Origin of the sequence: Halorhodospira abdelmalekii, from assembly GCF_016583625.1 — a bacterium.
GTDB lineage: Bacteria > Pseudomonadota > Gammaproteobacteria > Nitrococcales > Halorhodospiraceae > Halorhodospira > Halorhodospira abdelmalekii.
The window spans coordinates 17,881-36,889 of record NZ_NRRN01000012.1 but is presented as its reverse complement, the minus strand read 5'-3'; the positions used below and the strand labels follow the sequence as shown (position 1 = coordinate 36,889).

General features: G+C 65.3%; 15 protein-coding genes. 11 read left to right on the top strand and 4 right to left on the bottom strand.

What is annotated here, in order from left to right:
• Positions 1-73: 73 nt before the first annotated feature.
• The 3 genes from CKO15_RS04345 to CKO15_RS04335 form a co-directional block, all read right to left on the bottom strand.
• Positions 74-844 (bottom strand): HAD-IA family hydrolase, encoded by a 771-nt coding sequence (locus CKO15_RS04345; protein WP_200192882.1) that lies wholly within the window; start codon positions 842-844, stop codon positions 74-76.
• A gap of 23 nt (positions 845-867) precedes the next feature.
• Positions 868-1,776: a bifunctional 2-polyprenyl-6-hydroxyphenol methylase/3-demethylubiquinol 3-O-methyltransferase UbiG gene (gene ubiG / locus CKO15_RS04340; protein WP_200192880.1), complete on the bottom strand. Its 909-nt coding sequence runs from the start codon at positions 1,774-1,776 to the stop codon at positions 868-870.
• 110 nt (positions 1,777-1,886) lie between these two features.
• Entirely contained in the window at positions 1,887-3,224 is a 1,338-nt protein-coding gene (locus CKO15_RS04335) for a TRZ/ATZ family hydrolase (RefSeq protein ID WP_200192878.1), read from the bottom strand.
• Positions 3,225-3,305: 81 nt separating this feature from the next.
• Between CKO15_RS04335 and mtnA the strand changes: the two genes are divergently transcribed.
• Positions 3,306-4,418, top strand: coding sequence for an S-methyl-5-thioribose-1-phosphate isomerase (gene mtnA, locus CKO15_RS04330; RefSeq protein ID WP_420842115.1), 1,113 nt, complete (start codon positions 3,306-3,308; stop codon positions 4,416-4,418).
• 84 nt (positions 4,419-4,502) lie between these two features.
• Here the strand turns inward: mtnA and CKO15_RS04325 are convergent, their stop codons facing one another.
• Positions 4,503-6,221, bottom strand: a complete 1,719-nt coding sequence (locus tag CKO15_RS04325; protein ID WP_200192873.1) for a potassium/proton antiporter — start codon at positions 6,219-6,221, stop codon at positions 4,503-4,505.
• Between the two features lie 85 nt (positions 6,222-6,306).
• On the opposite strand from CKO15_RS04325, the gene gyrA reads away from it, so the two are divergent.
• From gyrA to CKO15_RS04275, 10 genes are all read left to right on the top strand, one after another.
• Positions 6,307-8,907, top strand: coding sequence for a DNA gyrase subunit A (gyrA, locus tag CKO15_RS04320; protein ID WP_200192871.1), 2,601 nt, complete (start codon positions 6,307-6,309; stop codon positions 8,905-8,907).
• 64 nt (positions 8,908-8,971) lie between these two features.
• On the top strand, positions 8,972-10,051 hold the full coding sequence (serC, locus tag CKO15_RS04315) for a 3-phosphoserine/phosphohydroxythreonine transaminase (protein ID WP_200192869.1): 1,080 nt from the start codon (positions 8,972-8,974) through the stop codon (positions 10,049-10,051).
• A gap of 69 nt (positions 10,052-10,120) precedes the next feature.
• Positions 10,121-11,290, top strand: a complete 1,170-nt coding sequence (locus CKO15_RS04310) for a phosphoglycerate dehydrogenase (RefSeq protein ID WP_200192867.1) — start codon at positions 10,121-10,123, stop codon at positions 11,288-11,290.
• Between the two features lie 36 nt (positions 11,291-11,326).
• Positions 11,327-12,415, top strand: coding sequence for a prephenate dehydratase (gene pheA, locus CKO15_RS04305; protein ID WP_200192865.1), 1,089 nt, complete (start codon positions 11,327-11,329; stop codon positions 12,413-12,415).
• A gap of 57 nt (positions 12,416-12,472) precedes the next feature.
• A complete protein-coding gene (hisC, locus tag CKO15_RS04300; RefSeq protein WP_420842114.1) occupies positions 12,473-13,669 on the top strand; it encodes a histidinol-phosphate transaminase in 1,197 nt (398 codons plus the stop codon).
• A gap of 65 nt (positions 13,670-13,734) precedes the next feature.
• The gene (locus tag CKO15_RS04295; protein ID WP_200192933.1) at positions 13,735-14,610 is read left to right on the top strand and encodes a prephenate dehydrogenase/arogenate dehydrogenase family protein; all 876 of its coding nucleotides are present in this window, start codon (positions 13,735-13,737) and stop codon (positions 14,608-14,610) included.
• Complete coding sequence (aroA, locus tag CKO15_RS04290; protein ID WP_200192863.1) at positions 14,607-15,944, top strand: 3-phosphoshikimate 1-carboxyvinyltransferase; 1,338 nt, start codon at positions 14,607-14,609, stop codon at positions 15,942-15,944. Before CKO15_RS04295 ends, aroA begins: the two co-directional genes overlap by 4 nt.
• On the top strand, positions 15,944-16,675 hold the full coding sequence (cmk, locus tag CKO15_RS04285; protein WP_200192861.1) for a (d)CMP kinase: 732 nt from the start codon (positions 15,944-15,946) through the stop codon (positions 16,673-16,675). Before aroA ends, cmk begins: the two co-directional genes overlap by 1 nt.
• A gap of 188 nt (positions 16,676-16,863) precedes the next feature.
• Entirely contained in the window at positions 16,864-18,549 is a 1,686-nt protein-coding gene (gene rpsA, locus CKO15_RS04280) for a 30S ribosomal protein S1 (RefSeq protein ID WP_200192859.1), read from the top strand.
• A gap of 105 nt (positions 18,550-18,654) precedes the next feature.
• Complete coding sequence (locus tag CKO15_RS04275) at positions 18,655-18,954, top strand: integration host factor subunit beta (RefSeq protein ID WP_200192857.1); 300 nt, start codon at positions 18,655-18,657, stop codon at positions 18,952-18,954.
• Positions 18,955-19,009 lie beyond the last annotated feature (55 nt).

Genomic DNA, 19,009 nt, shown 5'->3' with positions numbered 1-19,009 from the left:
CTTTTAGAGCGTTGTCGATCTTGTGCGCACCTTTGGGAGCCTTTAAAGCGTTCAGCCGCTGCCCCTCCTTGGCTCACCCTCGCAACGGTAGCGTCAGCCGCTCCAACCAATCGAGTGTATCGAGGGGGGAGGCGATCAGGCCGTGTGCCCCCCAGCGCCAAGGGTGATCTCCGGCGTGCAGGTAGCCGAAAAGGGCGGCCAGGGCGAAGGCGCCGGCGCCTACCGCGGCCTCGATGTCGCGGCGGGCGTCGCCGACGGCTAGGCACGCCTGTGGCGGGCAGCCCATCGTTGCCGCCGCGTGCCGAATGGGCAACGGGTCGGGTTTGGCACGCGCCAGGGTATCGCCGCTGACGATGACCGCGGCGCGTTGGTCGAGCGCTAGCTGTTCGAGCAGCGGGGTGGTGAGCGCGCTCGGTTTGTTGGTCACCACCCCCCACGGGATCGCGTTCGCCTCAAGCGTGGCCAAGACTGCCTCCATGCCGGGGAAGAGGCGGCTGCGCTCGGCGATGCGCGCCCGGTAGCGACGCACCAGTTCCTCTTCCAGGCGCGCGCTGCGCCGGTCGTCCCGCTCTAGGCTGAAGGCCTGCTGCACCATGACCCGCGCCCCGTGCGAGACCGTGCTGCGGAGTGCCGCGTAGGGGGGGGTGCAGCGTCCCTCGTCGGCCAGCAGTTCGCTCAGGCAGGCGATGAGATCGGGGGCGGTGTCGACTAAAGTGCCGTCGAGATCGAAGATGACCGCGGCATCGGCAGCACTGCTACCGGCGTGACCGCCAAAGCCAGTGCCGGCAGGCTCACCGCGCCGGCCCGGACGGTTCGGCGGTCGACGATGCCCCGCCTCGCTCATCTCGCTCTCCTTGTCCGCCTTGCTCACGGTAATTCGGCTGATTCTGAAGGCGGCTCGGCCGGCCGGCGGCGCAGGTGCGCGAGATAGTTCACCGCCGTATCAGCCTTGAGCGATGCCCGGCGAGTCAGCGGGTTGTAACCGAGGCCGCGCACTTGCATTAACTCTAGGCCGCTGCGGCGGCCCCAGCGTGCCAACTCGGCCGGCTGTACAAAGCCGGCGTAGCAGTGGGTGCCCTTCGGCAGCAGCCGCAGTAGGTGTTCGGCGCCGAGAATCATCTGCAGGTAAGCGCTGTGCGTACGGTTGATGGTCGCAAAGCAGGCATCGCCGCCAGGGCGCAGCAGGGCGGCGCAAGCGCCCACGACCGAGTCGGGGTGCGGGGTATGCTCAAGCAGCTCCATGCAGACGACCGCATCGAAGGACGCTTCGCTACCCTCCTCGGCGGCGAGTTCCTCGACCGTCAGGCAGCGATATTCAACACCTTTCAGGCCGCGCTCAAGGGCGTGCAGCTTCGCCGTTTGCAGGGCCTGACGAGCGGTGTCGATGCCGAGCACCGTAGCGCCGCGCTCGGCCAGCGCCTCGGCGAGGATACCGCCGCCGGCGCCGACATCGAGGATGCGTTTGCCCGTCAGCAGCCCGAGGCGCGACTCGATCCACGCTACGCGCGTCGGGTTGATGTCGTGGAGGGTGCGCAAGCTCCCCTGGGGATCCCACCAGTCGCTGGTGCCGTCGAACAAGGCGGTAGCGGCGCGATCTTCGTTGCGCGCTGCAGCGCCGGAGGTGGGTCTGGCAGTGGGCCCGGGAGTGGCTGTAGGTGGGCCGGGGCGTGCCGGTGCTTGCGCGTCTGGGCGTGGCTCTGGTCGCTGTTGCTCTGCCCGCTGCGGCTGGGTTTGCCGCGGCTGGGCCTGCTGTTCTTTGGGGCTGTCGCTGCTCATGGTTGCGTCACTGCCATAGTCTGCGTGGTCGTCTGCACGGTTCGCACGCTCTGTGCGGTTGATAAAGCCTGCCTGGGCACGGCGTACTAGCGGTTCTCCCCCGTATGCGCTTACTCGGTCGCTGCGCTCGGGTCGCTGGCCCCGATCCGCGCACGCCACTGCTCGGCGCGCTCGCAGAGGTGATCGCCATCGAGTGTGGTCAAGCGGCGCTCGTGGAGCAGCGGTTGGCCGGCGACCCAGACGTCGCTGACGTGTTCTCGGGTGGCCGCGTAGATCAGCTGCGAGAGCGGATTGTAGATCGGGCGCAGGCTCAGGTCGCTGAGCTCGACGGCGCAGAGATCGGCCTGTTTGCCGGGGCGCAGGGAGCCGACTTGATCGTCGATGCCCAAGGCGCGGGCGCCGTTGAGGGTCGCCATGCGCAGCACATCGGCGGCCGGCAGGGCGGCGGCATCGCCGGCAACGGCCTTACCGAGCAGCGCCGCCGTGCGCATCTCGCCGATCAGGTCGAGGTCGTTGTTGCTCGCGGCGCTGTCGGTGCCGAGGGCGACATTGACCCCGGCACGCTGCAACGCGGCGACAGGGCAAAAGCCGCTGGCGAGTTTAAGGTTCGACTCGGGGCAGTGGACGACGTGGGCGCCGGCAGCGGCGAGCGCCTCGATCTCGGCCTCGGTCAACTGCGTGGCGTGGATAGCGAGCAAGCGCGGCGAGAGCAGCCCAAGGGCCTCAAGGCGCTGCAGCGGCCGTTGCCCGGTCTGCTCCAGGCTGCCCTCGACCTCATCGGCGGTCTCGTGGACGTGCATGTGGATCGGCACCTGCAGCCGCTCGGCGTGATCGCGGACCTGCTCCAGCCACTCCGTCTCGACGGTGTAGGGGGCGTGCGGGGAGAAGATCGGTGTGATCAGCGGGTCGTCTTTGAACTGCTCGTGGAAGGCGAGACCGCGCTCAAGATAGGCTTGCGGGGTGTCGGCGTAGGCGCTCGGTACACTGATCATGATCATCCCAAGTACCGCGCGCATCCCCGCCTCGCGGGCGGCCAAGGCGGTCTGCTCGGGGAAGAAGTACATATCGTTAAAGCAGGTGATCCCGCCGCGCAGCATCTCGCCAATGGCCAGGCTGCTGCCATCGCGCACCATCGCCTCACCGACCCAGCGCTGTTCGGCGGGCCAGATGTGCTCGGTCAGCCACGTCATCAGCGGCAGATCATCGGCGAGCCCGCGCAGCAGCGTCATCGCCGAGTGGGTATGGGCGTTGATCAGCCCTGGGATGACGACGTGCTCCGGGCGCTCGTAGCAGTGCTCGGCGCTGTAGCGGCGGCGCAGCTCGTCGTTCGGGGCGATGGCGACGATGCGACCGTCGTGGACGGCAACGCCGTGTCCCTCCAGGATGGTCTCGGCGGGTTCGACCGGGATGACCCAGCGGGCGTGGATCAAGCTGTCGACTCGTTCCATAATGCGCGCTCCCCTTTGGTCCCTAGGAATTGTCAAGGAGGTTACCACGTCTTGGTTACCAGCTCCCACGACTACGATACGGTGCGCGCCCTAGAGTGGGTTGCCGCCTCTGACAGCGCTGCCGCGACCGCTGCATCCGCAACCGCTGCACATGCAACGACCGCGACCCCGTCCACGACCGAGGGCTCGCTGCGACTGCTCGATCAGCGTCTGCTGCCGGGGCGCACCGACTACATCGACTGCACCTCGGCCGCCGATGTCGCGACCGCGATCACCGATATGGTGGTGCGCGGGGCGCCGGCGATCGGTATCGCCGCCGCTTACGGTGCGGCCTTCGCGGTGCGCGACGCCTACCGGGCGCACGGTCACGCCTGGCGCACCGCGCTTACCGCCGACTGGACGCTGCTTGAGCGCTCGCGGCCGACGGCGGTGAACTTGGCCTGGGCGCTGGCCCGCTGTAAGAAGTTGGCCGAGAGCGTGCCGGATGACGCCGATCCGTGGCCGCTGCTGCTGGCCGAGGCGCACGCGGTGCATGCTGAAGATATCGCCGCGAACCGTCGCATGGGGCGCTCCGGGGCGGCGCTGATCCAGGCCGGCAGCGGGGTGCTGACCCACTGCAACACCGGCTCACTGGCGACCGGTGGGTTGGGCACCGCGCTCGGGGTGATCCGGACAGCGTGGGCCGATGGGCGCCTGAGCCGGGTCTTCGCCGATGAGACGCGGCCGTGGCTGCAGGGCGCCCGGCTGACCGCCTGGGAGCTGGCCGCCGACGGCATTCCGGTCGAGCTGCTTGCCGATGGTGCCGCGGCGGCCTTGATGCGCAGCGGCGCGGTGCAGTGGGCGATCGTCGGCGCCGATCGCATCGCCGCCAATGGCGATGTCGCGAACAAGATCGGCACCTATGCGGTAGCACTGGCGGCGCGCGCCCACAACGTCCGTTTCATGGTCGTGGCGCCGACCTCGACGATCGATCTCGAGACGGCGAGCGGCGAGCAGATCCCGATCGAGCACCGCGATGCCGCCGAAGTCCTCTACGCTGGGGGGCAGCGCATCGCCCCCGAGGGGACTCAGGTGGGTGCCTGGAATCCGGTCTTCGACGTGACCCCGGCGGAGTGGGTCGATGTCTTGGTGACCGAGCGCGGTGTTGTCCAGCAGCCCGACGCGGCCTCGCTCGCCCGGCTCTTCGAGGCGTAGCGGCTGACATCCTCCCCCCCGGTTGAAAGCCGGGGGCTTTCCGCGCCCGTATGGTGAGCCTGCGCCAACCGTCGCCAGCCGCCGTCAGCGGATGCGCATGCCGACCGAGGTGATCTCGCTGTCACGCATTTCGCGGATCGTAAACTGAAGGTTGTCAATGCGGACACGGTCGCCGACCACCGCCCGGCCGTTAAAGACCCACAGCAGATAGTCGTTGAGCGTCTCCTCTGGTTGGGCGCCTTGCGGCACTGAGACGCCATAGGCGGTGGCTAGATCAATGAGGCGGGTCTGCCCGGAGAGGGTGAACTCGCCGAAGAAGCGCTGCTCTTCGAGATAGCTCGGGCCGAGTGGGGCGACAAATAGGCGGTCTAGTCCCGGGATATCTTCAGGTAAGACAACCAGGTAGATGTGGTCTTGGGCCTGTAGAATCTGCCGTTGCGGTTCACTAAGGGCGACGCCGCCGCGGAAGAGGGCGGCGACCTGTGCCGAGTCGGGCAGCGCTAGGGTGCCGATCGGTTTCAGGCGCGCGGGCGAGTTCTCAGTTAAGCGATAGACGACGATCTCGTAATCGGTCTGCTGCGGGACATCAATCTCTTGACGCTGTGCAGCGGCGCTATCCGGGGGTACTTCAAGGCCGAGCCAGCGCGCCGCCGGGGCGATCGTCCAGCCTTGTATGATCAGCGAGATCAGTACCACGAAAAAGGCGACGTTGAAGAAGAGCTCGGCCCCCTCAATGCCGGCCAACAAGGGGAAGAGGCCGAGGATGATTGGCACCGCGCCGCGCAGTCCTACCCACGATATAAACGCCTGCTCTCGCCACGGGAAGCGGAACGGTGCCAGGCAGAGCAGCACCGCTAGCGGGCGGGCGACCAGTGTCAGTGCAGCGGCGGTCAGCAGTGCCGGTATGGCGATCGGCAGCAACTCACTCGGAGTGACGAGGAGGCCAAGGACCACGAACATGGTGATTTGGGCGAGCCAGGCAAAGCCGTCGTGGAAGCGGCGGATATTCTGCGACGCCTGCAGCTTGCGGTTGCCGAGCACCAGCCCGGCCAAATAGGCCGCCAAGAAGCCGCTGCCGCCGAGTACGGCGGTGCCGCCGAAGATCGCTAGCGCACCGCCGAGGGCCAGTAGCGGATAGAGCCCCGGGGTCAGATTAATGCGGTTGATAGTGGCGGCCAATAAAATCCCACCGGCGATACCGAAGACTGCTCCTAGGCCCATCTGCTGAACAAACTCAACGGTTGCTGCCAGGGCCAGCGAGTCGGGCTGCTGGATGAGCAGTTCGACGAGCAGGATGGTCAGCAAAATCGCCATCGGGTCGTTGCTGCCTGACTCGATCTCCAGTGTGGCGGCAACCCGCTGCTTGAGTTCAAGTCCACGCGAGTGCAGCAGGCTGAAGACCGCGGCCGCATCGGTGGAGCTGACGATGGCGCCGATTAGCAGCGCTTGCGTCCAGTTGAGGTCGAAAAGCCAGTAGGCCGCCGCGGCGGTCAATCCGGCGGTCACGGCGACCCCAACGGTGGCTAAGGCCAACGCTGGTTTGAGGGCGACTCGGAAGGTCGACAGTTGGGTGCGGAGACCGCCATCGAAGAGGATTACGGCCAGAGCCACACTGCCGATCAGGTGGGCTGCCTGGACATCGTCAAAAGCAATGCCGAAGAGTCCATCTTCGCCGAGGAGCATGCCGATGCTCAGGAAGATCAGCAACAGCGGGGCGCCGAGCCGGTCCGAGACGACGCTTGCGATAATACTGATCAACAGCAGTCCGGCACCGAAGAGGATCAGTTGGTTGGTCAGCTCCACACGCCCTTCCCTTGCGCCATAACGGACGCCGGTATGTTAACATAGGCCCTTTACCTGGCAGCGGCTCAATAACCGAGAACCACACATGTCCGGCGTCGCCCGCGAGATCCTTCCCGTTAACCTCGAAGACGAGATGCGGCAGTCCTACCTCGATTACGCCATGAGCGTAATCGTCGGTCGAGCACTGCCCGACGTTCGTGATGGCTTAAAGCCTGTCCACCGGCGTGTGCTCTTCGCCATGCGCGAGCTGGGCAACGACTACAACAAACCGTACAAAAAATCGGCCCGGGTCGTCGGTGATGTCATCGGTAAGTACCATCCGCACGGCGATGCTGCGGTCTACGACACCATCGTGCGTTTAGCGCAGACCTTCAGCATGCGCTACCGGCTGGTCGATGGGCAGGGCAACTTCGGCTCAATCGACGGTGACTCGGCTGCTGCGATGCGCTACACCGAGGTGCGCATGGCGCGCCTGGCGCACGAACTGCTCGCCGATATCGACAAAGAGACGGTCGATTTTGCCGATAACTACGACGGCTCCGAGCGCGAACCACAGGTCTTGCCGACCAAGGTCCCGAACCTGCTCGTCAACGGCGGCTCGGGGATCGCCGTCGGCATGGCGACCAACATCCCGCCGCACAACCTCTGCGAGGTGATCGACGCTTGTTTGCTGCTGATCGACGATGAGCAGGCGCCGATCGAGGCGCTGATCGAGCGGCTTCCGGCCCCCGATCTGCCAACCGGCGGGATCATCTTCGGCACCGCCGGTATCCACCAGGCCTACCGCAGCGGCCGCGGCCGGATGGTGATGCGCGCCCGCGCCGAGGTCGAGCCGATGGCGGGCGATCGCGAGCGCATCGTCGTCACCGAGTTGCCCTTCCAGGTTAACAAGGCGCGGTTGGTCGAGAAGATCGCCGAGTTGGTTAAGGAACGCCGCCTTGAGGGGATCAGCGAGCTGCGCGATGAGTCGGATAAGGACGGCATCCGCATCGTCATCGAGCTCAAACGCGGTGAGGCCGGCGAGGTGATTCTCAACAACCTCTATCGCCACACCCAGATGCAGACCGTCTTCGGCATCAACATGGTGGCGTTGCACGAGGGGCAGCCGCGAACCCTCAACCTGCAGCAGGTGCTTGAGGCCTTCATCCGTCATCGTCGCGAGGTGGTGACGCGGCGCACCCTCTATGAGCTGCGCAAGGCGCGTGAGCGTGCCCATGTCCTTGAGGGGCTGGCGGTGGCGCTGGCCAACATCGACGAGGTGATCGCCCTGATCAAGGCCTCCTCGGGGCCAGCCGAAGCCAAGGCCGAGCTGATTCGCCGCGAGTGGCGCCCCGGGGTGGTCGTTGAGATGCTGGAGCGTGCTGGGGCCTCCGCCTCGCGCCCCGAAGAGTTGTCGGCCGAGTTCGGTCTGGACGCCGAGCGCGGCACCTATCGGCTCTCGGCGGCACAGGCGCAAGCGATCCTCGATCTGCGACTGCACCGGCTGACCGCCATGGAGCAGGATAAAATCGTCGCCGAGTACGGCGATCTGCTGCAGCGCATCGCCGAGTTGATCGCCATCCTGGAGAGCAGCGAGCGACTGATGGAGGTCATCCGCGAGGAGCTGGTGGCCATCCGCGAGCAGTACGGCGATGCTCGCAAGACCGAGATCCGCGAGGATACCGCCGAGCTCTCGCTTGAGGATCTGATCAGCGAAGAGGATATGGTGGTGACCCTCTCGCATCACGGCTACGTCAAGGCGCAACCACTCGCCGGCTATCGGGCGCAGCGCCGCGGTGGCCGTGGCAAGAGTGCCACCGCCATGAAGGATGAAGACTTCATCGATAAACTCTTCATCGCCAACACCCACGATACGCTGCTCTGCTTCTCCAGCGCTGGCAAGTGTTACTGGCGCAAGGTCTACGAGTTGCCGCAGGGCGGGCGTGCCTCGCGTGGACGGCCGATCGTTAACCTTTTGCCGCTTGAGCCGACCGAGCGGATCAACGCCGTGGTGCCGGTGCGCGAGTTTGCCGCCGATCACTTCGTCTTTATGGCGACGCGCTGCGGCACGGTCAAAAAGACCCCACTGTCGCACTTCTCACGACCACGTCCGAGCGGCATTATTGCCGTCGAGCTGCGCGGCGACGACACTTTGGTTGATGCCGAGATCACCAACGGTGAGCGCGAGGTCATGTTGATCTCCGATGCCGGCAGTGCGGTGCGCTTCCACGAATCGGAGGTCCGGGCGATGGGGCGCACTGCCGGCGGAGTGCGTGGCATTCGCCTGGAGGCCGAGCAGCGTGTTATTGCCCTGCTGATCCTCGGTGAGGGGGATATCCTGACAGCGACCGAGCACGGCTACGGGAAGCGGACGGCAGTGACCGAGTATCCGCAGCGTAAGCGCGGCGGGATGGGCGTGATCGCGATCCGTACTTCGCCCCGCAATGGCCGAGTCGTCGGCGCGGTGCAGGCCGCCGAGGACGACGAGATCATGCTGATTACCCGCCACGGTACGCTGGTGCGCACCCCGGTCGCCGACATCTCCCGCGTTGGCCGCAATACCCAGGGGGTCAAACTCATCAGCCTGGGGCCGGACGAGCCGCTCGTCGGACTTGAACGCGTTGAGGCCCTCGGCGAGGAGGATGAGGCTGAGGAGAACGGCGCTGAGAACGGCGATGAGGCGGGGAGCGAGAACGAAGCGGATTGAGAGGCAACGCGCAACGGCGCGACGAGCCGCCCAACAGACCCACACCCAACCGAGAGGCTAGAGCATGAGCAGAGTCTATAACTTCAGCGCTGGCCCGGCGATGTTGCCGGAATCGGTCATTCAGCGCGCCGCCGACGAGATGCTCGACTGGCACGGCGCCGGGATGTCGGTCATGGAGATGAGCCATCGTGGCAAGTCGTATGTTTCGATCGCCGAGCAGGCCGAGGCCGATCTGCGCGAACTCCTAGCCATCCCCGAAAACTACAAGGTGCTCTTTTTGCAGGGTGGGGCGACGGGGCAGTTCGCTGCGATCCCGCTCAATCTCTTGCGGGGCGGCGATCAGGCCGACTACGTCTACACCGGTGCTTGGTCGAAGAAGGCGATCGCCGAGGCGAAGAAGTACTGCCAAGTGAACATCGTCGCCTCCGGCGAACCCGACCTGATGCACGTGCCGGCGCAGCGCGACTGGCAGCTCTCAGCGGAGGCCGCCTACGTCCACTACACCCCCAACGAGACGATCAGCGGGGTCGAGTTCCACTGGGTGCCGGAGGTCGGCGATAAGCCGCTGGTCGCCGATATGTCCTCGACGCTGCTCTCGCGGCCGATCGATGTCAGCCGCTACGGCTTGATCTATGCCGGGGCGCAGAAGAACATCGGTCCTGCCGGTGTAACCGTGGTGATCGTGCGCGATGACCTGATCGGTGCGGCGGCGGCGCAGACGCCGACGATCTGGGACTACCAGCAGCAGGCCGACGCCGACTCGATGCTGAACACCCCGGCGACCTATCCGCTCTATGTCGCTGGCCTGGTCTTCCAGTGGCTTAAGGAGCTCGGCGGTCTGACGGCGATGGCCGAGATCAACCGGCGCAAGGCCGAGAAGCTCTATGCGGCGATCGATCAAGCCGATTTCTACTCGAATCCGGTTGCACCCGAGAGTCGCTCGTGGATGAACGTTCCCTTCGTGCTCGCCGATGCCGATCTCGACGCTCGCTTTCTCAAGGAGGCCGAGGCTGCTGGTTTGACAACACTCAAGGGGCATCGCTCGGTTGGCGGGATGCGCGCATCGATCTATAACGCCATGCCGGAGTCCGGTGTCGATCGGCTGATCGAATTTATGGGTGACTTTGCGCAGCGTCACGGCTGATCGTTCGGCCGTCTCTGTTATCTACGGCACCGTCCAGGGCGGTGCCCGACCTTGAGCTGGGGTAGAGCCATGTATCGCATCTTGACCCTTAATAATATCTCGATCAAAGGGCTCGATCGGCTGCCGCGCGAGCACTTCGAGACCGCCTCCGATCTAGGCCATCCCGATGCCATCTTGCTGCGCTCAGCCGATCTGCATCAGCAGGAGATCCCGGAGTCGGTGCTTGCCATCGGGCGTGCCGGTGCCGGGGTCAACAACATCCCGGTGGCACAGATGACCGAGCGCGGTATTCCGGTCTTCAACGCCCCCGGAGCGAATGCCAACGCTGTGAAGGAGTTGACCATCGCCGGTCTCTTTCTGGCCGCGCGCAATATCTGCCCCGCTTGGGAGTATGCCTGCAGCCTGCAGGGTAGCGATGCCGAGATGCACCAGGCGATGGAGGCGAACAAGAAACGCTTTGTCGGCTTTGAGTTGCCGGGACGTACCCTCGGGGTCGTGGGGCTCGGGGCGATCGGTGTTCAGGTCGCCAATACCGCCCGCGCCCTCGGTATGCAGGTGGTCGGCTACGATCCGCAGATCACGGTCGGGGCGGCATGGCAGCTCGATGCCGGAGTCAGGGCGGCACACAGCGTCGGCGATGTCATGGCGCGTGCCGATATGATCACCGTCCACGTCCCGCTGCTCGATGCCACCCGGGGATTGATCGATGCTTCGCGCTTAGCGCAGGTCCACCCCGGGGCGACGCTGCTCAACTTTTCGCGCGCCGAAGTGGTGGATGAGGGCGAAGTCATCAAGGCGCTCGACGATGGCCGTCTGGCGAGCTACGTCTGCGACTTTCCGAGCAACGCCTTGCGTGGCCATCCGCAGGTGGTCGCCTTGCCGCATCTGGGGGCCTCGACCCACGAAGCGCAAGAGAACTGTGCCATCATGGCTGCCGAGCAGTTGCGCGACTATCTGGAGACGGGCAATGTGCGCAACGCGGTGAACTTTCCGGAGATGGTCATGCCACGCGGCGATAAGGGCGATCGACTCTGTGTCGTTAACGCCAATGTGCCGAATATGCTCGGCCAAATCTCCGGGCTCTTGGCAAATGCCGGCCTGAACATCGATGATATGTTCAACAAGGCACGCGAGCGCCTGGCCTATACATTGGTCGACGTCGAGGGCAGTGTACCCGATGCGGTGGTTGCACAGCTGCGCGCCATCGATGGGGTGTTGAAGGTGCGCGTACTGCGCTAGGACGAATCCGGGGACGGGACGGAACAGTAAACAGCGATGGCTGATGCGCACGATGAACTGGCGGAGTTGCGCCGCCGCATTGATGGGGTCGACGACCGAATCCTCGAACTGGTCAGCGAGCGAGCACGAATTGCCGAGCAGGTCGCCCGCGTTAAGGCTGCCCGCGGCGAGGCGATTGAGGTCTATCGCCCGGAGCGCGAGGCTGAGATCCTCCGCCGGCTGGGTGCTGCGAATGGCGGGCCACTAACCGATGAGCAGGTCGCGGTCCTCTTTCGCGAGATCATGTCGGTCTGTCGGGCGCTGCAGCAGCCATTGACTGTCGCCTTTCTGGGGCCGCACGGCACCTTCACCGAGGAAGCAGCGGTTAAGCACTTCGGCCACGGTGCGACCTTTGCTCCACAGATGACGATCGGCGGGGTCTTTCGTGAGGTCGAATCGGGTGGAGCGCACTACGGGCTGGTCCCGGTCGAGAACTCCTCGGAGGGGGTGGTCAGCCACACCCTCGATCGTTTTCTCGACTCGGAGTTGGCGATCGTCGGCGAGGTCGAGCTGCGGGTCCGCCACGCCCTAGCGAGCCATGCGCGCAGCTTTGCCGAGATTGAGCGCGTCTACTCGCATCAGCAGGGGTTGTCGCAGTGCCGGGCTTGGCTCGATGTCCACTTGCCGCGCGCCGAGCGGTTGCCGGTCTCCAGTACGGCCGAGGCGGCGCGGTTGGCGGCCGAGGAGCCGCGTGCTGGAGCGATCGCCAGCGAGGCGGCGGCTGAACGCTACGCGCTGCCACTGCTGCAGGCGCGCATCGAGGATCACCACGGCAATACGACGCGCTTTTTGGTGCTCGGGTATCGCTCGCCGCCGCCGAGCGGCCGTGATAAGACCTCGCTGGTGGTCTCGAGCGCGAATCGCACCGGTCTGCTCTTTCAGCTGCTGGAGCCGTTGGCGCGCAACGCTATTGATATGACGCGAATCGAGTCGCGACCAGCCCGACAGCAGGGGATTTGGGAGTACGTCTTCTTTATCGATGTCCAAGGGCATGCGGAGGACGAGCGACTGCGCGAAGTCTTAGCACAGGTGCGCGAGCGGGCCAGCCTGTTCCGCATCCTCGGTTCCTATCCGCGAGCGATTTGAGCCGATCCGCGGTTACGGGGCGCCGAAGGGCCCCAAGCAGAGGTGATGAGCCACGCTATGAGCGAAGTTATGAGTCATAACCACGAACCACAACCGCCGAAACCGCCGATCGACTTTGCCCGCCTCGCGGTACCCGGAGTGCGCGAGTTGGCTCCCTATCAACCCGGGAAGCCGATTGAAGAGCTGCGGCGCGAATACGGTGTATCGCGGGTCATTAAGCTCGCTTCCAACGAGAATCCACTTGGGCCATCACCCAAGGCGGCGCAGGCGGCTAGTGAGGTGCTTGGCGAGGTGCATCGCTACCCGGATGGCAACGGCTTCTCGCTCAAGGCCGCCATCGCCGGGCATCACGATCTCGGCGTCGAGCAGATCACCCTCGGTAATGGTTCGAACGACGTCTTGGCCCTGATCGCTCAGGCCTTTTTGGGGCCTGGACGGTGCTCGCTCTTCTCGGCGCACGCTTTCGCTGTCTACCCGCTTGTAACGCAGGCCGCCGGTGCTGAGGCCCGGGTGGTGCCGGCGCTCGGCAGCGAGGCGGCACAGCCGTATGGACACGATCTTAAGGCGATGGCCGAGGCGCTCGATGAGGGCGTGAGTGTGGTCTTTATTGCCAACCCGAACAATCCGACCGGGACGTGGGTGAGCGAGCCGGAGCTGCGTGAGTTTCTCGCTGCCGTACCGCCGCAGGTCGTGACGGTGGTCGATGAGGCCTACTTTGAGTACGCCGCCAGTGAGCCGGGCTATCCCGATGTCAGCCGCTGGCTGGCCGACTACCCGAATCTTGTGGTCACGCGCAGCTTCTCGAAGGTGCACGGCCTTGGCGGGCTGCGCGTCGGTTACGCCCTATCGCACCCGCAGATCGCTGATCTACTCAACCGGGTGCGTCAGCCCTTTAATTGCTCAGCGCCGGCACAGGCGGCCGCGGCAGCCTCGCTGGTCGATCACGAGCACATCGAACGGTCGGTGGCGCTCAACAGGGAGCAGCGCGAGGTGCTGGCTAAGGGCCTCTACGAGCTCGGGCTCTCCGTTTTGCCGTCGATCGGCAACTTTTTGACCTTCTCGGCCGGGCCGCACGCCGCACAGATTAACGACGGATTGCTGCGCAGCGGTGTCATCGTGCGGCCGGTCGATGCCTACGAGCTGCCCGGTTATATTCGGGTGACGGTGGGGACGCCGGCGGAGAATCGCGCCTTCCTCAGCGCGCTTGCCGAACAGTTAGAGCAGTGGGACGGACGGAGTGAGCGTCTGCCATGAGTCGAGTCGCTGGCAAGGGGGGTGACTCGGTGACTGCTACGGCACCGCAGGAGGTGATGGCCCCCGTGGTGGGGCGCTTGGCGATTATCGGGGTCGGTTTGATCGGTGGCTCGCTCGCCTTGGCACTGCGCCGCGGCGCGGCGGTCGGCGAGGTGATCGGCTGCGGTCGCCGACGCGAGTCGCTAGAACGAGCGGTCGCCCTGGGAGTGATCGACCGCTGGTACGAAGAGCCGGCCGAGGCGGTCGCCGAGGCCGACATGGTGGCCGTCTGCGTGCCGCTGCGGGCGATGCGTTCGATCTTTACGCAGATCGTCCCGGCGCTGGCACCGGGGGCTGTGGTGACCGATGTCGGCAGTGCCAAGGGTTCGGTCATCGCCGATGCCGCGGCGGTCTGCGGTGAAGTGCCGACGTGGCTGGTCCCTGGGCACCCTATCGCCGGGACCGAGCACAGCGGTGTCGAGGCCGCCTTTGCTGAGCTCTACGAGCGCCGGCGTGTGGTTTTGACTCCCTTGCCTGAGACCGCTGCCGCGGCCACCGCGCAGGTTACGGCGATGTGGCAGGCGGCCGGCGCGCGCGTGGTGGAGATGAGCCCCGAGCACCACGACGAGGTGTTGGCGGCGACCTCCCATTTGCCGCATGCGCTGGCCTACGCCTTGGTCGATAGCCTGGCGCGCTGGGACGATCACCGTGAGATCTTCGAGTTGGCCGCCGGTGGGTTCCGCGACTTTACTCGGATTGCTTCGTCCGACCCGGAGATGTGGCGTGATATCAGCGCCGCCAATCGGACGCAACTGGTCGCTGCCTTGCGCCGCTATCAAGACGACTTGGCCCGCTTGACTGCCGCCTTGGAGGCGGGCGAGGACGAGCAGGTCTTAGCGGTCTATCGCCACGCGCGTGATGAGCGGGCGCGGTTCTTGAAGATTTTGGAGGGGCGGGCATGAGCGGAAGTGCCGCAGCAACGTCGACTTGGCGAGCCCTGCCCGGGGCCGTGGGGGGGGCTGGGCTGCACGGGGTGTTGCGTGTCCCGGGCGATAAGTCGATCTCACACCGGGCCGTGATGCTCGGTGCCATCGCCCACGGGCGTACCGCGGTCAGTGGACTGCTTGAGGGTGCCGACGTGTTGGCGACGATCGCGGCGCTGCGCCAGCTCGGGGTGACGATCGAGGGGCCGGAGCAGGGGCGGCTACTCGTCCACGGTGCTGGTCGCGAGGCGTTGCAAGCACCCTCTGGCGCGCTCGATTTGGGCAACTCCGGCACTTCCATGCGGCTGCTTGCCGGCATGTTGAGTGGGTTGCCTTTCCCCGTCGCGCTGACTGGGGATCGATCGCTGCAGCGCCGTCCGATGCAGCGCGTGACCGAACCGCTCGGTCGCATGGGGGCGCAGATCGACACCGCTGAGGGCGGCACCGCTCCGCTACGGCTTCGCCCCGGGGCGATCCTGCACGGCATCGACTACGACATGCCGGTGGCTAGCGCGCAGGTCAAATCGGCGCTGCTGCTTGCCGGCCTCTTTGCGCAGGGACAAACCCGCGTGACCGAGCCGGCGCCGACGCGCGACCATACCGAGCGGATGCTGAGCGGTTTCGGCTATGTGGTCGAGCGGCAGGGAGCGAGTGTCGCGCTGAGCGGTGGCGGGCGCTTGACGGCGACGGCGATCGATGTCCCGGCTGATATCTCCTCGGCCGCCTTCCCGATGGTGGCGGCGACGTTGGTGCCGGGGTCTGAGGTGATCTTGAAGCACGTTGGCTGGAATCCAACGCGCACCGGTGTAGTCGAGATTCTGCGGCAAATGGGCGCGGATATCGAGGTGCTGAGTACGGCCGAAGTCGGTGGCGAGCCGGTTGCCGATCTGCGCGTGCGTGCTGCTGCGTTGCGCGGGATCCATATCCCGGAGGCGCTAGTGCCATTGGCGATCGACGAGTTTCCGGTGCTCTTCGTGGCGGCTGCCTGTGCCGAGGGTGAGACCCGGCTGACCGGTGCCGCCGAGCTGCGGGTCAAGGAGTCGGATCGTATTGCCGTGATGGCCGAGGGGCTGCAGGCCCTCGGTGTACAGGCTGAGGTACACGACGATGGTATGCACATTGTCGGCCGCCCCGCTTTGCAGGGGGGACGAGTCGATAGCTACGGCGATCACCGCATCGCTATGGCTTTTGCCGTCGCCGCACTGCGCGCCGAAACCGCGGTCATCATCGACGACTGCGCCAATGTGGCGACCTCTTTTCCCGGTTTCGTCGAGCAGATGGCCGCAATCGGTCTGGCGATCGAGGCGCAGTGATGAGGGCTGAAGATGGAGATCGCCAGCGAGTAGTGCCAGCGCCGCTCCCTCCGGTGGTGACGCTGGACGGTCCGAGCGGTGCCGGCAAGGGGACGGTGGCGCGCGAGGTCGTGCGCCTGACCGGGTGGCACTTTCTCGATAGCGGAGCGCTCTACCGTCTAACGGGTCTCTACTGTCGGCGCTGCGGGGTTGACCTAGATGATGCCGAGGCCGTTGCCGCCTTGGCCGCGGTGTTGCCGGCGGCGTTTGGCACGTCCGCAGGCCGCGAGCAGGTGTGGCTGGCCGAGGAAGATGTCAGCGGCGAGTTGCGCAGCGAGACGACCGGGGCGCTAGCCTCCCGTGTCGCCGCCCTAGCGCCGGTGCGACAGGCGCTGCTGCAGCGCCAGCGCGATTTTCGGGCGTCGCCCGGGTTGGTGGCTGACGGTCGCGACATGGGCACCGTGGTCTTCCCTGAGGCGCCGGTCAAGATCTTTCTGACGGCGAGCGCCGAGGAGCGCGCGCAGCGACGTTATAAACAGTTGAAGGAGCAGGGGGCTGATGTTAGCCTTGCCACGCTCACACGAGAGATCGCCGAACGGGATCGGCGCGATGCATCGCGGGCGAGTGCGCCGCTGGTCCCCGCTGCCGATGCGGAGGTGCTCGATACCACGGAACTAACTGTTGCGGCGGTCGTTGAGCACATCATGGCGCGGCTGGCAGAATCAGCAGAGGTTCCCTGGACCGCTCGCTGACGGGAGCGGCGGTAGCCGTGTGTAGAGACGCGCAAAGGAGAGCGACAGCGCCGAGGGGCGGTGTCGCGGAGGGGTGGTCGGTCAGTAACCCTAGAAGCCTAACAACCTAGGGCGGGTTAGGGGCTGGCGGACCGGATTCAATTCACCACCAACAATCGACCGTGCAAGCGGTCCTGGATCACTGAGCAATGACCGAAAGCTTCGCTGAGCTCTTTGAAGAGAGCCTTGCCAATACCGATATGCGGCCCGGTGCCATCGTCAAGGCGCAGGTCGTGGGGATCGATAGCGAGGAGGTTACCGTAAACGCCGGACTGAAGTCCGAGGCGGTGATCCCCATTTCACAGTTTTACGACGAGGCCGGAAACTTGGAGGTCAGCGTCGGTGACGAGGTCGAGGTCGCACTCGACTCCGTCGAAGACGGCTTCGGAGAGACCCGTCTGTCGCGCGAGCGGGCCAAGCGCGCCTACGCTTGGCGAGCGCTGGAGGGCGCCTTCGAGGAGACGCGCACCGTGACTGGCCAGATCAGCGGCAAGGTCAAGGGCGGGTTTACCGTCGATTTGGGGCATGTTCGCGCCTTCTTGCCCGGCTCGCTGGTCGATATTCGGCCGGTACGCGATACGACCTACTTGGAAGGCAAGGATCTCGAGTTCAAGGTCATCAAGCTTGATGCACGACGCAACAACGTCGTTGTCTCGCGCCGCGCGGTGGTCGAGGAGGAGTACAGCGCTGAGCGTGAAGCACTGCTTGAGAAGCTTCAGGAGGGCGAGACCCTCAAAGGCATCGTCAAGAACCTGACCGACTACGGCGCCTTCGTCGATCTGGGTGGCATCGACGGCTTGCTGCACATCACCGACATGGCGTGGCGGCGGGTCAAAAATCCCTCCGAGGTCGTTGAGGTCGGTCAGGAGATCGAAGTCAAGGTGCTCAAGTTCGACCGCGAGCGCAACCGCGTCTCGCTCGGTCTCAAGCAGCTCGGTGCCGATCCGTGGGAGGCGATCGCGCAGCGGTATCCCGAGGGTGCGCGCGTCCCGGGTAAGGTGACCAACATCACTGAGTACGGCTGCTTCGTCGAAATCGAGGAGGGGGTCGAGGGCTTGGTCCACGTCTCGGAGATGGATTGGACCAACAAGAACGTCAACCCGGCCAAGCTCGTTGCGGTCGGTGATGAGGTCGAGGTGATGATCCTCGATATCGACGAGGAGCGCCGCCGGATCTCGCTCGGCATGAAGCAGTGCCAGCCGAACCCGTGGGATGAGTTCGCGGCCCGTTACGCGAAGGGCAACCGGGTCAGTGGGCAGATCAAGTCGATCACCGACTTTGGTATCTTCGTCGGCCTGGAAGGCGGGATCGACGGTTTGGTTCACCTCTCCGATCTCTCCTGGGAGGAGGCCGGCGAGGAGGCCGTGCGCAAGTATCGTAAGGGCGAAGAGGTTGAGACGGTTGTCCTCTCGATCGACCCGGAGCGTGAGCGTATTTCGCTCGGCATCAAGCAGCTTGAGCAAGATCCGCTCAGCCAGTGGCTCGGCGAGCACCAGAAGGGCAGCAGCGTGACGGGGACGGTGATCCAGGTCGAGGCCAAGGGGGCAAGTGTCGATCTCGGCGGCGGGGTCGAGGGCTATATTCGAGCTTCCGACCTGGCTCGCGAGCGAGTCGAGGATGCGCGCTCCATGCTCAAGGAGGGGCAGCAGCTTGAGGCCAAGTTCGTCGGCGTCGATCGCCGTAACCGCATGATCAATCTCTCGCTGCGTGCGCAAGAGAGCGAAGATGAGCAGCAGGCGATTCAGGAGCACGCCCGACCGAGCCCGAGCAGCGCCGGGACGACGCAGCTCGGCGATCTGCTCAAGGAGCAGATGAGCGGTGGGCGCAGGGAGTAAGTAGCGCTGTGCTCTGTGTGCGGGGTGCGGGGGTGGCCGTCGCGTCGGCTGACCCCGCCCCGCTTCTTCGCGATCGATCTGCTGACACTAGGAATGCGCTAGCCCATGACGAAATCCGAGCTGATCGAAGCCATCGCTGCTAAGCAGCAGTTTTTGGCACACAAGGACGTCGAAGAGGCCGTCAAGAAGATGCTCGAACACATGAGTGAGTCGCTTGCAAACGGTGAGCGAATTGAGGTTCGTGGGTTTGGCAGTTTTACACTGCACCATCGGCCGTCGCGTATCGGGCGAAATCCCAAGACGGGGGAGCCTGTTCAATTGTCGGCGAAGTATGTGCCACACTTCCGTCCAGGAAAGGAGTTGCGCGAGCGGGTCAACCAGGGACGCCAAGGCCGCCGGGGTTAGGCGTCCGTCGTGCGCTCGGTCTGTGAGCCTGTCGTCTTAGCTTGGGAGTCGGCCC